The 14,742-nt window shown below is 70.0% G+C and carries 14 protein-coding genes and 1 pseudogene; 14 read left to right on the forward strand and 1 reads right to left on the reverse strand.

Annotated elements, in window-relative coordinates; genetic code table 11:
* From PUR56_RS16660 to PUR56_RS16685, 6 genes and pseudogenes are all read left to right on the forward strand, one after another.
* The coding region (locus PUR56_RS16660) for a transposase (RefSeq protein WP_329949508.1) at nucleotides 1-195 on the forward strand (195 nt) is incomplete at its 5' end.
* A gap of 406 nt (nucleotides 196-601) precedes the next feature.
* Entirely contained in the window at nucleotides 602-2,017 is a 1,416-nt protein-coding gene (gene ltrA / locus PUR56_RS16665; RefSeq protein WP_329949509.1) for a group II intron reverse transcriptase/maturase, read from the forward strand.
* Nucleotides 2,018-2,184: 167 nt separating this feature from the next.
* A complete protein-coding gene (locus PUR56_RS16670) occupies nucleotides 2,185-2,724 on the forward strand; it encodes a group II intron maturase-specific domain-containing protein (protein ID WP_329949510.1) in 540 nt (179 codons plus the stop codon).
* Between the two features lie 580 nt (nucleotides 2,725-3,304).
* Entirely contained in the window at nucleotides 3,305-5,095 is a 1,791-nt protein-coding gene (locus PUR56_RS16675) for a reverse transcriptase/maturase family protein (RefSeq protein WP_329949511.1), read from the forward strand.
* A gap of 74 nt (nucleotides 5,096-5,169) precedes the next feature.
* Nucleotides 5,170-5,814 (forward strand): annotated as a pseudogene (locus PUR56_RS16680) (transposase); the annotation flags it as partial.
* Between the two features lie 235 nt (nucleotides 5,815-6,049).
* Nucleotides 6,050-6,688 (forward strand): HAD family hydrolase, encoded by a 639-nt coding sequence (locus tag PUR56_RS16685; protein ID WP_329949513.1) that lies wholly within the window; start codon nucleotides 6,050-6,052, stop codon nucleotides 6,686-6,688.
* On the opposite strand, the gene PUR56_RS16690 is transcribed toward PUR56_RS16685, so the two are convergent.
* Nucleotides 6,668-7,975 carry a helix-turn-helix domain-containing protein gene (locus PUR56_RS16690; RefSeq protein ID WP_329949514.1) on the reverse strand — a complete coding sequence of 436 codons (1,308 nt, stop codon included), beginning with the start codon at nucleotides 7,973-7,975 and terminating at the stop codon, nucleotides 6,668-6,670. The two genes, PUR56_RS16685 and PUR56_RS16690, sit on opposite strands and share 21 nt — an antisense overlap.
* Before the next feature lie 175 nt (nucleotides 7,976-8,150).
* Here PUR56_RS16690 and PUR56_RS16695 point away from each other — a divergent pair, with 175 nt between their 5' ends.
* From PUR56_RS16695 to PUR56_RS16730, 8 genes are all read left to right on the forward strand, one after another.
* Complete coding sequence (locus tag PUR56_RS16695) at nucleotides 8,151-8,909, forward strand: 6-carboxytetrahydropterin synthase (protein ID WP_329949515.1); 759 nt, start codon at nucleotides 8,151-8,153, stop codon at nucleotides 8,907-8,909.
* Nucleotides 8,906-9,472, forward strand: coding sequence for a phosphoribosyltransferase (locus PUR56_RS16700; RefSeq protein WP_329949516.1), 567 nt, complete (start codon nucleotides 8,906-8,908; stop codon nucleotides 9,470-9,472). The genes PUR56_RS16695 and PUR56_RS16700 overlap by 4 nt, the downstream gene beginning before the upstream one ends.
* Nucleotides 9,469-10,581 (forward strand): glycosyltransferase family 4 protein, encoded by a 1,113-nt coding sequence (locus PUR56_RS16705; protein WP_329949517.1) that lies wholly within the window; start codon nucleotides 9,469-9,471, stop codon nucleotides 10,579-10,581. Before PUR56_RS16700 ends, PUR56_RS16705 begins: the two co-directional genes overlap by 4 nt.
* Before the next feature lie 82 nt (nucleotides 10,582-10,663).
* Nucleotides 10,664-11,281: a GTP cyclohydrolase I gene (gene folE, locus PUR56_RS16710; RefSeq protein ID WP_329949518.1), complete on the forward strand. Its 618-nt coding sequence runs from the start codon at nucleotides 10,664-10,666 to the stop codon at nucleotides 11,279-11,281.
* Nucleotides 11,278-11,946 carry a thymidylate kinase gene (locus tag PUR56_RS16715; RefSeq protein ID WP_329949519.1) on the forward strand — a complete coding sequence of 223 codons (669 nt, stop codon included), beginning with the start codon at nucleotides 11,278-11,280 and terminating at the stop codon, nucleotides 11,944-11,946. Before folE ends, PUR56_RS16715 begins: the two co-directional genes overlap by 4 nt.
* Nucleotides 11,943-12,995: a radical SAM protein gene (locus tag PUR56_RS16720; protein ID WP_329949520.1), complete on the forward strand. Its 1,053-nt coding sequence runs from the start codon at nucleotides 11,943-11,945 to the stop codon at nucleotides 12,993-12,995. Before PUR56_RS16715 ends, PUR56_RS16720 begins: the two co-directional genes overlap by 4 nt.
* Nucleotides 12,988-14,079 carry a DegT/DnrJ/EryC1/StrS family aminotransferase gene (locus PUR56_RS16725; protein ID WP_329949521.1) on the forward strand — a complete coding sequence of 364 codons (1,092 nt, stop codon included), beginning with the start codon at nucleotides 12,988-12,990 and terminating at the stop codon, nucleotides 14,077-14,079. The genes PUR56_RS16720 and PUR56_RS16725 overlap by 8 nt, the downstream gene beginning before the upstream one ends.
* Complete coding sequence (locus PUR56_RS16730) at nucleotides 14,067-14,735, forward strand: 3'-5' exonuclease (RefSeq protein WP_329949522.1); 669 nt, start codon at nucleotides 14,067-14,069, stop codon at nucleotides 14,733-14,735. The genes PUR56_RS16725 and PUR56_RS16730 overlap by 13 nt, the downstream gene beginning before the upstream one ends.
* The last annotated feature ends 7 nt before the right edge of the window (nucleotides 14,736-14,742 follow it).

The following is a 14,742-nucleotide window of genomic DNA, read 5'->3' on the forward strand; positions in this document are numbered from 1 at the left end:
CCGGCCCGCATCGCCCGCCGAGGCGTCGAGTCCTCCCAGCGCCTCGGCCGCCACCGTTGGGTGATCGAGCGCACCGTCGCCTGGCTCGGCGGCTTCCGCCGGCTGCACCGCCGCTACGAACGCAAGGCCGACCACTTCGCCGCCTTCGCCAGCATCGCCGCAGCCCTCATCTGCACCCGACGGCTATCCAAATGAGATGTCTTCTAAAGCCTCGTAATCGGCGTGCCAGCTCCAACCTGGTGGATATGGGCTGGTCAGCAGCGCGTGGATGCCCGCACCCGTGCGGGTGTTCAACTCCGAAGCCGGGAGGAATCGCCGGTGGGGAGGCCACGGTGAATGTCTGCGGCGTAACCGTGGCGATGCTGTCGGGGCAACAGCTGGGCACCTCCCTCGTCGATCGGTTGTGTGGTGAACGTGGGAACCGTCCCCGGTCGCCCGTCCCGCCGGCCAGCCAGGCCGGCGGAGGGCAGGTCCGTTGCCGACTGTCGACCGTGGGACGGGGCGGAGGCCCCGTAGTAGTTCGAGGGCGGGAAAGCCGTCCACATGGCGAAGGGGGCCAGCAAGTCTGCAGGGAGGCCACTGGAATGCCGGGAGGACGCTGGTGAACACCGGCGAGCTGGACGACGTTCTGTTCGGGGCGGAGATCCGGGTACTGGGTATCCAGACCAAGCTGCACCGATGGGCGATGGGTGATCCCCATCGCAGGTTTGACGACCTGTTCAATCTCGTGGCCGATCCCGCGTTCCTTCTGGTGGCGTGGGCTCGGGTGCGGGGGAACAAGGGCGCGCGCACGGCCGGAGTGGACGGTCAGACCGCCTACTACGTGGAGGCCGTGCAGGGGGTCGAGGTGTTTCTCGACCGGCTGCGGTCGCAGTTGAAAGACCGCAGCTTCCGCCCGGTGCCGGTGCGGGAGCGGATGATCCCGAAGGCGAACGGCAAGCTCCGTCGTCTGGGGATTCCGACCGTGGCGGACCGGGTGGTCCAGGCGTCCTTGAAGCTGGTGCTGGAGCCGATTTTCGAGGCGGACTTTCGTCCGTGCTCGTATGGCTTCCGGCCGAATCGGCGTGCGCACGATGCTGTCGCTGAGATGCGACTGCTGGCGTCCACTTCGTATGAGTGGGTGCTGGAAGCCGATATCGCGGCGTGCTTCGACGAGATCTCGCACACGGCCCTCATGGACCGGGTGCGGAACCGGATCGGGGACAAGCGTGTGCTCACGTTGGTCAAGGCGTTCCTCAAGGCCGGGATCCTCAGTGAGGCCGGGCAGTTGAGGGACACCGACTCCGGCACCCCGCAAGGGGGCATCCTCTCACCGCTGCTGGCCAACGTGGCTCTGACCGCTCTCGACGATCATTTCGCCGAGCAGTGGAAGGACCGCGTCGAGCGAGCCAAGCGACGCCGTCACGGGCTCGCCAACATCCGGCTGATCCGGTATGCGGACGACTTCGCGATCATGGTGTCAGGCACCAGGGCGCACGCCGAAGCTCTCCTCGACGAGGTGGCGGAGGTGCTGTCCACGCTCGGGCTTCGGCTCGCGCCGGACAAGACGAGGGTGGTCCACATCGATGACGGCCTCGACTTCCTCGGCTGGCGCATCCAGCGCCACCGGAAGCGGGGCACCAGCAAGTACTACGTCTACACATACCCGGCGCGGAAGGCCGTCAGGTCGTGCGCCGTGAAGGTGAAGAAGATCTGCTGGCAGGACGTCAACCTGCCGCTCGAAGCCCTGCTGCATCAGCTCAACCCGCTGCTGCGGGGCTGGACCGCCTACTTTAAGCCCGGCGTGTCGAGCCTGGCCTTCCAGTATCTGCGTGCCTTCACATGGCGTCAGGTGTTCGGATGGCTTCGGCGAAAGTACCGCCGGACCAACTGGAAGGACCTCCGCCGACAGTACTGCGGTGGAGGATGGTGGCCCGTCGACGGGAAGACCACGCTGTTCAACCCCGGCTCGGTACGGACGACCCGCTACCGATATCGAGGGGCAGCGATCCCTTCCCCATGGCCGAGCACTGCATGAGGAGAGTCCAGAACCCCGCGGGGCTTGTGGAGAGCCGGATGCGCTGAGAGGTGCATGTCCGGTTCGGAAGGCGGCCCGGGGAAACGGGCTGGTGGCAACACCAGTACCGCGCCCCGGGCCGACCTTACGTCGTCCTGGTCGACGGGACCAGGCAGGACACCGAGGCATTGCGCGAGGAGGTCGCCCAGGTGCTCGCACCAATGGGGCTGCGGCTGTCACCGGCCAAGACCCAGGTGGTGCACATGAGCGAGGGGTTCGACTTCTTGGGGTTCCGCATCCAGTGGCGCCGCAAGAGAGGAACGGACAAGTGGTACGTCTACACCTTCATCGCCGAACGGCCCCTGCGGGCCCTGAAGGCGAAGATCCGTTCCATGACTCACAGAACGTCGCAGCAGGACCTGACCGTGGTGCTGTTCAACTTGAACAGAGCCACACAGGGCTGGGCCCACTACTTCCGGCACGCTGTCGCGAAGCACGTCTTCAGAAAGGTGGACCACCTCGTCTGGTGGCGACTGATCCGCCTTCTGTGCACGCGAAACCGCTGGAACTGGCGGGATGTCCGCCGACGACTGACCACCCCCACAGGGCGGTGGCTCCCGATCACGGCGGGCAGGAGCGAGTTGCGAAAGATCAGCGCGATCCCGGTGACCCGGTACCGCTATCGAGGCAGCAAGATCCCCAACCCCTGGGTCCCCGAGACCGCCTGACGGCAGAGACCGTGGAGAGCCCGTTGCGTCGAGAGGCGCACGGCGGGTGTGCGCCGTGAGGCGCTTCGTTGTATCCCCGACGCAGTCGGGAGGAACTCGGAGGGAGGTTCCTGGGTCACCTGACTCACCTGGACGCGAAAGCGCGAGGGGACAAGAGCATGTCAGGGAAGCGGTGGCCGCCCGGAGGTGTCCGGGGCGGGGCGCCGCGAGACCCGCGCGATATGGCCAAGGCTGGATTGCTTGAAGCCCAATCTCCAGCAGTGAAAGTGCGCACTCGTCGGAACGACACCTGAAACCGACGCCACGTCATGTCCGGTCATGAACCCGAGGACCGGACAACCTCCGTGACGTGGAGCATCGCCCAGCGAGGGCGGTCAAGGAGATGAGTGGGCGGCCTACGTCGTGCTCGATACGTACAGCGAAGACGTACCACGGGATCGCCTACGGGGCGCGAGCCCTATGGCGACGGAGTGCCCGTAGTAGTCGCAGGAGTGACGACCTGCCAGGGAGGACGGGAAAGCCGTCCGCAGGGCAAAGGGGCACAGGTGATCGAGATGTCCAGTGAAGGGAGGCATGCGTAATGCAGAGCGCCGAAGCGGTGCTGGACGTCATCCGTAAGCGCGGTGAGAGAGGACTGCCGGTCGAGAGGCTGTATCGGCAACTGTTCAACCCTCAGCTGTACTTGGTGGCCTACGGACGCATCTACGCCAACGCGGGTGCGATGACGCCCGGGACCACCGGGGAGACCGCGGATGGCATGTCGCTGGAGAAGGTCGGCAGCATCATCGACGCCTTGCGCGCCGAACGCTACCGATGGTCTCCGGTTAAGCGGGTCTACATCGAGAGGAAAGGGTCAACGAAGAAGCGCCCGCTGGGCTTGCCGACCTGGTCGGACAAGCTGGTCGCCGAGGTGGTGCGTCTGCTCCTTGAGGCGTACTACGACGTCCAGTTCTCCGACCGCTCCCACGGGTTCCGGCCCGGACGTGGCTGTCACACCGCGCTCAGCGAGGTCGTGGAAGTCTGGAAGGGAACCCACTGGTTCGTCGAGGGGGACATCTCCGACTGCTTCGGCAGCCTCGATCACGAGGTGATGCTGTCGACGCTGGCGGAGAAGATCCACGACGGCCGGTTTCTACGGCTGATCAGCCACACGCTCAAGGTCGGATACCTGGAGGACTGGCGCTGGCACGCCACGCTCAGCGGCGCGCCGCAGGGCGGGGTAGCCTCGCCGATCCTCTCGAACATCTACCTCGACCGGCTGGACCAGTTCATCGAACAGTCTCTGCTGCCCGAGTACAACAAGGGCCTGCGACGGCAGCCCAACCGGGCGTATCAGGTCATCGGTTACGCGATCGAGAAGGCCAAACGGCATGGCGACCGGGAGGCGGTGCAGGCGCTTCGGCTCCGGCGTCGCTCCCTGCCGAGCCAGGACCCGAACGATCCGGACTACCGGCGACTGCGCTACGTCCGTTACGCCGACGACTGGCTCCTGGGGTTCGCCGGCCCCAAGCACGAAGCCGAGGAGATCAAGACGAGGATCGGCGAGTTCCTGCGCGATGAGCTCAAGCTGGAACTCTCCGAGTCCAAGACCGTGATCACCCACGCCACCAGCCAGGCGGCGCACTTCCTCGGCTACGAGATCAGAGCCCAGCACTCCGACACGAAGATCACCCGGAACCGTCGGGCGGTTAACGGAGCGATCGGCCTGTTCGTGCCCAAGCAGGTGATCAGGCAGAAATGCGCGCAATACATGAGCAAGGGACAACCCGCGCAACGCGGTGTGCTGCTGCACGACGAGGACTTCACGATCGTCGCGAAGTACCAGGCCGAGTACCGGGGGTTGGTCCAGTACTACCTTCTCGCCCAGGACGTGTTCCGCCTGGGCAGGCTCCAGTGGGTCATGGAGACCTCGCTGCTGAAGACGCTGGCCGGGAAGCACCGGTCGACGGTCACGAAGATGGCTCGGAAGTACAAGAGCACCGTCGAGACACCTGAAGGACCGCGAACCTGTCTGACCGTCACCGTCCCACGCGACCGGGGAAGGAAGCCGCTGGTTTCCCGCTTCGGCGGGATCCCGCTCAAACGACAGCGCACGGCAGTCCTCACCGACCAACGGCCGGTCATGGCCAGCACGAAGCGAAACGAGCTGATCCATCGGCTCCTCGCCGAGTGCTGCGAGATCTGCGAAGCCCGGACGAATCTTGAGGTCCACCACGTTCGCAAGCTCGCCGATCTCAATCAGCCCGGACGTCGGGACAAGCCCGCATGGGTGCACCTCATGGCGAAAAGACGGCGAAAGACCCTGGTGATCTGCCGCCGCTGCCACGAGGACATCCATGCCGGACGAGGCACCGCACCACCACGGAAATGATCACTGGAGAGCCGGATGCCGGGAAACTGGCCAGTCCGGTTCGGGAAGGGGCCGTCGGAAAAGGACCTCCACCAGAGGCACCTCGTCGGCGGCCTACTTCACTCGGCGAGAGGTCCGGGGAAACGGACCGGGAGCAATCCCGGCACCGCGCCCCGGGCCTACTCAGCGACGAGGCCGGATTCTCCATGACGCCGCCCCGCGCCCGCACCTGGGGCCGGCGCGGAGACACCCCCGTCGTCTGGGTCCGTGGCAGATCCCGCCGCCGGACCTCGGTGGCCGCCCTGTGCTGCTATCGCCCGGGCGAGAGCCGGCTGATCTACCGGCCCCGCAACCATCTCCTCCTCAAGGGAGCCCGCAAGAGCTTCTCCTGGAAGGACTACCGCGACCTGCTCGTCCGGGCCCACATCCAACTCGGCGGACCGATCGTGGTCGTCTGGGACCATCTCAACACCCACCTGTCTGCAGGGCTGAAACGGTACGAGGCCGAACACGACTGGCTCACCACCGTCCGTCTCCCGCCCTATGCACCCGACCTGAACCCCGTCGAGGCCGTCTGGTCACTCGTACGCAGAGCGATGGCGAACACCGCCTTCGGAACGCCCGACGACCTCGACCGCACACTCCGCCGCGAGTTGCGCCGAATCCAACTCCGACCCCACCTGATCGACGGATGCCTGACCGCCACCGGCCTGACTCTCAGACCACCGACCCCACCCTGAAAACCTCAGTAATCAGCGGTCGAGTCGTCGTGAGACGCCGGGCGGCCAGGTGTGCCGAACCATCGAGGGCAACCGCTTGAAAGCCATACCCGGCGTCTCTGGACCTCAGGACCATACGACTGGTCCATCCGACCCACCAACAACGTAGGACCGCTTGACGTGGAACAAGCGAGTTGTCGCACGGGCTCGGCGGGAGCTTGTTCCCGAATCTTGCTGGGCAGCCTAGGCTGCCGGGATGACGACATCTCAGGCGACTGGGCTTGGCGCGGTGGTCTTCGACTTCTTCGGCGTCCTGACCTTCAACATGGTCTCGGTCATCGAGGCGTTCGAGGACAGGGAGAAGATCGTCCGCGGCACGTTTCTCCGAGGCTGGGCTTCTCCGGAGGGACAGGAGCTGTTCCGCCGGCTCGAGCTCGGCCACATCACCCAGGAGGAGTGGAACTCGGGTTTCGGTGACCTGATCGACGTCGAACCGGCCGGCTTGATGGCTCGGTACCTCCACGACGCCTTCCCCGCCTACCCAGTGCTCCACGTCGCCCGTCAGGCCCGTGCAGCCGGGATCAAGACGGCGGTGCTCTCGAACTCCCTCGGCCGCCACCCGTTCGACCCGTACTCCGGATTCGACCTTGCCGGTACGTTCGATGCGGTGGTGCTCTCCGCCGACGTCGGCGTCCGCAAGCCGGATCCGGCAATCTTCCGGATTGTGCTGGACCGGCTCGGTGTGAGTGCGGTCGAGTGCCTGTTCGTCGATGACAGCGAGACGAACCTGGAGGCCGCAGCCAGGCTCGGCTTCACGCCGTTGCTCGGACTGGACGAGGACGTGGTGGCCCGGCGCCTGCGCGAGCTGCTGCACCTACCCGGCGGCGGCCTGTAGGAAGTCCGCGACGGGCCGGTAGGCGGCGTGCGGAGCGAGCTTGTCCCGCAGCCCCTTGAGCTGGGAGGAAGAGCGGGCGGAATCGACAGAGCCAAGGCAGGCGGCCGCCTGCCACGCGGAGGCGACGGCCGCATCGAGGTCGTTCAGGACGAGGTGGGCCTCTGCGACGCGGGCCAGGTAGATAGCGTGGCTGCGGGGGAACTCCTCGTCGACGCTGGGGTGTGCCCGCATGCCGGCCTCGAAGCGGCGCAGCGCCTCGGCCGGGTCGCCGAGGTCGAGCGCGGACGAGCCGGCGATCATCTCCACTTCCGAAGTGGTCACCCAGTAGAGGAACTCGGGCTCGTCGTCGTGCGGGCCTTTGTCCAGCATGGCGTGTGCGAGGTGGAGCTGGCGGCCGGTCGCCGCCTTGGCGCCGGTCTTCGACAGCGCGCGGGCGGTGCGGGCGGCAAGCATTGCTTCCATGCGGGGGGTGCTGTGCGGCCCCAGCTGTGAGCGGGCTGTCTCCAGGAGGGCCACCGCGCGGTCGGCCTGGCCGGTGGAGTAGAGCTGGACGGCTGCGAACGAGATCGTATAGATGCCTCCGGTCGTGTCGCCTGCTTCGGCGGAGGCGCGCAGGGACGCGTCGAAGTACCGCTGGGCATCACCAGGGTGGTGGCCTTGGTCGAAGGTGCACCAGGCGACCTGCCGCGCCGCTTCGCCGGCGAGGCGGAGCAGGCGGTTCGCGGCACCGCCCCGGTAGCGGCCGGCCTTGAGGAGGGTCACCGCGAGCGACAGCTCCCCGAAGGCCTGCTTGCGGACCTCCTTGCTGCCGAGCTCGTCGTCCATCCGACGCAGGAGCTCGAGTCGGCCAGCCATGTTGGCCAGCAAGGCCGTGCCCCCGGCGCTCTGCGCATTCTCGGCAGGAGCGCTGGGGCGGGTGAGCAGGGCCGTGGCCCAATTTCCCGCTGATACCGTCAGCGCGGATCCGGCCTTGACGAACCCCCGGCGATCCACTCGTCCTCTTCTCCCGTCCACGAGGTCAGTGAGGACCGTCAGGGTTGCCCCGTCCTGACCCCACGGAACGGCGGACGGCACAGGCCCGCCATCGGCCAGCTCCCTTGCGAACCGGCCGCCCGTTCCCAGCGCCCGGTCGTAGGCCGCGGCCACGTCGACGGTCACCGACCTGTTCCCGTTCTCCACGTTACGCAGATACGCCGGTGTGAAGCTCGTTGCCTGGGAGAACTGCTCCCAGGACATCCCGGACTCCTGGCGTGCCTGTCGCAGATCGTGCCGTAGTCGCTCGGACATCGCGACGCTCCTCGGGATATGGGATCGCTTGTGGATCGGCCCCCGCCATTGTTCCCGGGGCGCTGGCGGTGTGTGCTCGGTTCAGCACAGATTGCCACTTCCACCTGGTCGGAGCTGGGCCTCGGCACCGCAGGGCCAGGCTCTGCCCCGTACTCCTGACCTCGAGAGGTGCACGATGAACGTTCCTGTCGAAGCCGACCCGGCGGCCGGCTCTCCGCCCCACGGACGGTTTCCGGACCTCCCGGCGGGCGGCACCTACACCATCGGCAAGCGGGCGAACTGCGACATCGCCCGCACGGTCGACGGAACCGACGGCAGCGACCTGGTCACCGTGGAGCTCGTCCTGACGGCTACTGAGCTGACCGAGCCCGGTTTCGTCTGCGACTTCGGTGACCTCTCCGGGCTCCAGCAGCACGTCGACCAGGTCCTGGACCACCAGGACCTGGACAAGGTCCTGGCCGATCCCACCGACGCCGGAATCCGCGCCCACGTCCGGACGTGGGCGCAGGAGAACCTGCCTGACGACGTGCATCAACTGCTCGACGACGTCCGGGTCTTCACCGGCCGCGTTCCCGCCCCCGCCGATGACAGGGCCGTCCGCTTCCGGGCCCGGCACTGGCTGTGTGATCTGCCCGAGGGCCACAAGTGCGGGCGCCAGCACGGCCACGCCTACCTGGTGACCCTCCCGGACCCGGACCAGCCGGACAACCTGCTGCCGGTGCCCGAGGAACTGCGCGAGGTCGTGCTCTCGCGCTTCCACGGGCAGGTCCTCAACGCGGTCTTCGACTTCAACCCGACCTGTGAGCACCTGGCGGCGGTGCTGACCGCGTGGCTCGCCGAGCAGGAGCTGACGGCCGAGGGGGGCCGTCCCTTCACGGTGCGTGTGTCCGAGACGGCGAGCACCTGGTCGCAGTTCACCCTGGAGGCGGCGTGAGTACCCGGGCGACGGCGGCCGTCTCCCCCGACGGAGCCGCTGCGCCGGGAAGCAGCGTCAGGTACAGGCACCTGGGCTGGGATGACGTCCAGGCGCAGGCCGCCCGGATCGCCGCCGCCGTCCGGACGGACGGGGTGCCGCAGACCGTGGTGGCCGTCGTGCGCGGCGGCATGGTCCCGGCGGTGCTGCTCGCCCATCAGCTCGGTGTCCACGACGTGCGGGCGCTGGAGGTGACCCACACCGTCGACGACAGCGCCAACGCGGCCAAGACCCCCGAACCCACGGTCCGCAACCCCGCCTCGCTGGGCGGGATCGACGGGTTGGACGTGATCGTGGTGGACGACGTGGCCGGCACCGGCCAGGCCCTGGCCAGGGCGGTGCGAATCGTGCAGCAGGCCGGCGCCGCCCGGGTGCGCAGCGCCGTGCTGGTGGTCAACGAGGCGAACTGGACCGGCGACAGGCCGCCCGGCGAGACGGTGACCTGGATCGGGGAGACCGTCCGCGGCTGGGTCGTCTTCCCCTGGGAGGCGTCCGCGTCGGCGGTAGCGGAGGGGGCGTCGTGAGCACGGTCGCGCTGGTGCTCTTGTCCTACAGGCCCGACCAGCCGTCGGGTATCGACCGGTCGGTCGGCGCCTTGGCCAAGGGGCTGCGGGAGCTCGGGCACACGCCGCTGGTGCTGGCGGCGGGCCCGGCCGGTCCGCTGGACCACCTGGAGCCTGGACTGGTCCGGCTGTCCAGCGTCACCCTGCCGTACCCGGCGACGAACGCGGACGCGCTGGCCGCCCTCGCCGACCCCGCGCCGGTGACGGCGGAGGTCCGCTCCGTCCTGGCCGAGCACGGCGCGGACGCGGTCTGCTGGGGAGACACCCTGTGGGGCCTGGGCTACCTGAGCCCCGCCCCGGCCGGGGTCACCACCGCGCTGATGGTCCACAAGATCCGCCCCGGCGCGGAGCAGCGCTGGCAGAACGCCCTGGCGGCCGCCGACGTGATCTGCCCGGCCAGCGACTACCTCGCCCACGGCGGCGCGGCCGCCGGGCTGGACACCAGCCGCTGGCGGCCGGTCCTCAACGCCCTGCACACCCTCATCACACCGCCCACCGCCGGGGAGCGGGCGAAGCTACGGGAGGCGGGGCCGGTGCGGATCGTCTCGCGCGCGGACCCGGCCAAGGGGTTGGCCGAACTGCTCTGGGCCCTGCCCGCGGACTGGGAGCGGCCCGTGGAGTTGGTCCTGGCCGAGGCCGGGTTCGAGCTCCAGAGCGGAGGGCAGGCCCGGACCCTGGCCGCCTGCCGGGAGGTCGAAGCCCATCGCCCCGGCCTGGTGAGGATCCTGCCCGCGCTCGGCTGGGCCGACGTACCGGTCTTCTTCGCCGGCGCCGCCGCCACCGTCATCGCCACCCAGGTGCCGGAGACGTTCTGCTTCACCGCCGCCGAGGCCCTGTCCGTCGGCACCCCGGTGATCGGTGTCGACCTGGGCAACGTGCCGCTGCTGGCCGGCGAGGCCGGGCGCTACGCACCGCTCGAAGCAGGTCCCGGGGCACTGTGGTCGGCCGTGGCCGAGCTGCTGGCCGACCCCGGCCAGTACGAGCGGGCCAGCGCGGCCGCGCCCGGCCGGATCACCCGCTTCACTCCCGATAAGTCCGCCCGCGCGCTCCTGGACGCCCTCAGGCTCTGAGCGCCACCGCACGACGCTTCGTCGCACGGGCGCACCGTGCGGCCCCGTCACCCTTCCCACGGAGAAGTGGAGGACATCCTTCGTGAACACCACCCTGACCGCCCCCGCCGCGCCGGCCGCAGGCCCCCGCGCCCCGATCGACACCGCCGCCGTCGAGACCCTGGTGCACCAGCTGCTCGTCGCACTCGGCGAGGACCCCGCCCGGCCCGGTCTCGCCGAGACGCCGGTCCGCGTCGCCAGGTTCTTCACCGAGTTCCTCGGGCACGAGGCGGGCACCACCGACACCACCTTCGAGTACCAGGCCGAAGGCGAGGGGTGCGTCGCCGTCGGCGGCATCCGCACCGCCTCGCTCTGCGAGCACCACCTGATGCCGTTCACCGTCGAGGCGGTCGTCGCGTACGCCCCCGCCAACCGGGTGCTGGGCCTGTCGAAGCTGGTGCGGATCGTCCACCGGCACGCCCACAAGCTGCAGCTGCAGGAGCGGCTCGGCGCCGAGATCGCCGAGGACGTCGCCCGCCTCGCCGGCAGCAAGCAGGTGGCGGTGTGGATGGTCGGCGACCACTCGTGCATGGTGGCGCGCGGGGTACGCGCCCACGGGACCCGCACCGCCACCGAGTACCTGCTCAAGCCGCTGGCCGCCGACACGGCGGCGGTGGAGCGGCTGCGCCGCGTCGCCGTACTGGCCGGCGGTGCGCGATGAGCGCCGTGGTCACGCTCGAAGGCGTCAACGGGGTCGGCAAGAGCCACCTCGGCCGCCTGGCCGCCGCCGCCCTGGGCCCGGTGTGTGTGCCGCTGGTCGAACTGCCCGACTCCGCGCCGACCGGACTGCCCGGCCAGATCATCGCCGCGCTCCACAGCGAGGGCGACCGGTTCCTGCGCACCGGCCACCCAGGTACCGAGACGCTGCTGCTGGCCGCGCTGCAGGTCCACCGGCACGAGGCGCTCGCCCCTGTTCGGCCCGGCCAGGTGGTACTGGAGGACCGCGGTCCGGCGTCGGTGGCCGTCTACCAGGCCGCCGTCCTCGCCGAGGCGGCCGCCGCCACCGACGCGTGGGCGCTGGAGCGGGCCCTTGCCATCGAACAGATGATCCGGGGGTGGCGGCCCGCTCCCACGACCACCGTGCTGGTCACCAACGACCCTGACGCGTGCCGGGCCCGGTTCGAGCGACGCACCGGCCAGGCGGCGAGCGCCGACGAGCGGGCCCTGATGTCCCGTGCCGGACGGCTCTACCACCAGCTGGCCGCCGTGTCGGACGGCTACGTGGTGCTGGACCGGCGGCTGATCGGCGAAGCCGACGCCGTCAACCTCATCACCGGGCTGTGCCGCGACGCGGCCGCCACGACCGCGGACGGGGTGGCCGCGTGACGCCGGGGAAGACGGTCAGCCTGCTGTGGGGCCTGCGTTCGTTCTGCGCGTCCCACGGCTGCCTCTACTGCTACTTCGGCACCACCACGGAGCACAGCGTGCAGATGCCCACCCAGCTCGGGGTGCTCTCCCACCTGTCGCCGAACGACCTGACCACCGACCAGGCCCTGTCCTTCGCGGCCACGCTGGCCGACTCGCCGGTCGGCCGGGTGTTCCTGGCCGGCGGGGAGCCGCTGCTGTGGAGGCCGATCATCAAGCTGATCGAGGTCCTCAAGGCGGGCGGCCTGGAGGTGGTGGTGTGCACCAGCGGTGTCGCCCTGAACCGGGCGGACCTGCGCGATCCGCTGATCGAGCTGGGAGTCGACGCGGTGTCGGTGTCGCTGGACTCCGCCGACCCGGTCCACAACGACCGGTGGCGGCCGCCGCGCCGCGAGGGCGACGGCTGGGAGGCCGTCGTCTCCGGGATCAGCGCGCTGCTGGAGGCCCGCGGTCCCGCGCCGCGGCCCAAGGTCGGCATCTACAGCGTCATCACCGCCCGCAACCTGGCCGACATCGTCGCCGTGCCCGAACTCGCGGTGGCGCTGGGCTGCGACTACGCCGTCCCGCAGCCGATCGCCCTCGACGGCGGCCACAAGCTCGCCAAGGCGCTGTCCCTCACCCCCGAGCACGCGCCCGAACTGCGGCGGCACTTCGACGAGCTGTACGCCGCCGAGCTGCCGCTGGTGCTGCCCGAGCGTGCCTACGCCGGCCAGGTCGCCTCCGCCGTCACCAAGCCCACCGACCTGGTCCCCGGCTGCTTCGGCGGCGACACCCTCTTCTTCGTCCAGCCGGACGGCACGGTGTGGGACTGCCCCTCCGGGCTGAAGATCGCCGCCACGGCGCCGGAGCGCCACCGCACCATCAAGGACACCGCCGCCCGGGACCTGTTCCCCGCTCCGACCGGCTGCGGCGCCGACTGCTCCCTGTTCTCCGTGGACTGCGTCAACATGTGGCCGCTCACCGGCTTCCCCGTGCTCTCCCCGACCGGACCGGAGGTTCACCGTGCCTGAGAACCCCGCTCATCAGGTGATGGCCGCCGCCGTCGCCCGCATGCCCGACCCGTCCGGCTGCCAGGAGGTGATGGCGCTGGAGGAAGAGCTGGCGGCCGCGTTCGGCACCCGCCGGGCCGTCGCCGTCTCCTCCGGCACCGCCGCGATCACCACTGCGCTGGCCGCCTGCGGCATCGGAGCCGGCGACGAGGTCCTGCTGCCCGCCGTCACGGTGGTGATGACGGTCGCCGCCGTCGTCGCCGCCGGGGCCCGCCCGGTGTTCGTCGAAGCCGCCGCCAGCGGCCGGGGCCTGGACCTGGCCGACCTCACCGCGAAGACCGGCCCGGACACCAAGGCCGTCATCGCCGTGCACCTGGCCGGGCGCACCGACGGCATCCACGATCTGGCCGCGTACGCCCGCACCACGGGCCTGCGGCTGATCGAGGACGCCTGCCAGGCCCAGGGCACCACCACCCGGGGCCGCCCGGCCGGCACCGTCGGCGACATCGGCTGCTTCTCCCTCAAGGACGGCAAGATCATCGCGTGCGGGGAGGGCGGCTACCTCCTCACCGACGACGACGCCCTCGCCGACCGGGCCGCCGCCTACCGCACCCACTGGCAGAGCCCCGCCCCCGGCGCCCCGGCCGGGAGCCGCCTCGGCGTCAACTACCGGCTCGCCGAGCCGCTCGCAGCCCTCGCCCGCCACAACCTCCAGCGCTTCCCCGACGCGCTGGCGCATCGCCGCCGGCAGGCAGCGGCCCTCCACCGCGCGGTCGACGGCACCGCGGGCCTGGAGCCGATCGCCGCGAGCGACGGCGACATCCCCAACGGCTACGGCGCCCTGTGGCGCCTGACGCTGCCCGAGCCGCGCGCCTTCGCCGCCCACCTCGCCGGCCTCGGCGTGCCCAACAGCGTCGGCACCCACCGCCTCACCGCGGCCCACCTGCACTCGGCCTGCTCCGGCTACGCCACCGGCGATCTTCCCCGCGCCCGCGCTACGGTGGACACCCTGCTGGCCGTCCCGTTCACCGAGCACGACAGCGAACAGGTCATCGAGCAGTGGTCGTTGACGATCCGGCAGGAGGCCGCCGCGTGGAAGAGCTGATGCGCGATCCCCGCTTCGCCGGCATGACCCTGGTGGTGATCGACTTCGAGGGGCTCACCCCCGCCGGGCGGCCCGCCGAGCCGATCGAGGTCGCCGCCCTCGCGCTGCGCGCCACGGGCGGCCGGCTGGTGGAGGTCGGCCGGTTCGAGTCGCTGATCCGCCCGCCCGCAGACGTCCCCGTCACCGCGATGGACACCTCCCAGACCGGCCTCACCGCCGCCCTGCTCGCCACCGCGCCGCCGGCCGCCGCGGTGATGGCCGGCCTGGACTCTCACCTGAGCGCACCGCCGTACCGGCTGGTGGCCCACCACGCGCACACCGAAGCTGGCCTGATCGCCCATCAGGGCGAGCACTGCCCCGTCCTGGCCGCAACCCCGCTGCTCGACACGATCGGCCTGGCCAAGACGGTCCTGCCGCATCTCGGCTCCTACCGACTGGACAACCTGCTCGGCCACTACGGCATCCCCAGACCCGCGGACCGGCACCGGGCGATGCCGGACGTCCAGGTCACCGCCCAGATCCTGGAACTGCTGCTGGCCGAAGGGTGCGCCACCGGCCGGTGGCGCACCCTGCTGGAGCTGGACATGGCCGCAGGACTCCAGCCCAAGCGCCTGACCCCGGCCGTCCCGGACGCGGAGCAGAGCGCCCTGTTCTGACCGTCCG

The sequence above is a fragment of the Streptomyces sp. BE303 genome (assembly GCF_036290945.1).
Taxonomy (GTDB): Bacteria; Actinomycetota; Actinomycetes; order Streptomycetales; family Streptomycetaceae; genus Kitasatospora.

Bases quoted from the DNA above. Each gene is read 5' to 3' on its own strand.
- PUR56_RS16675 (WP_329949511.1), top strand. From the start codon at position 3,305: ATGCAGAGCGCCGAAGCGGTGCTGGACGTCATCCGTAAGCGCGGTGAG.
- PUR56_RS16690 (WP_329949514.1), bottom strand. From the start codon at position 7,975: ATGTCCGAGCGACTACGGCACGATCTGCGACAGGCACGCCAGGAGTCC.
- PUR56_RS16695 (WP_329949515.1), top strand. From the start codon at position 8,151: ATGAACGTTCCTGTCGAAGCCGACCCGGCGGCCGGCTCTCCGCCCCAC.
- PUR56_RS16715 (WP_329949519.1), top strand. From the start codon at position 11,278: ATGAGCGCCGTGGTCACGCTCGAAGGCGTCAACGGGGTCGGCAAGAGC.
- PUR56_RS16685 (WP_329949513.1), top strand. From the start codon at position 6,050: ATGACGACATCTCAGGCGACTGGGCTTGGCGCGGTGGTCTTCGACTTC.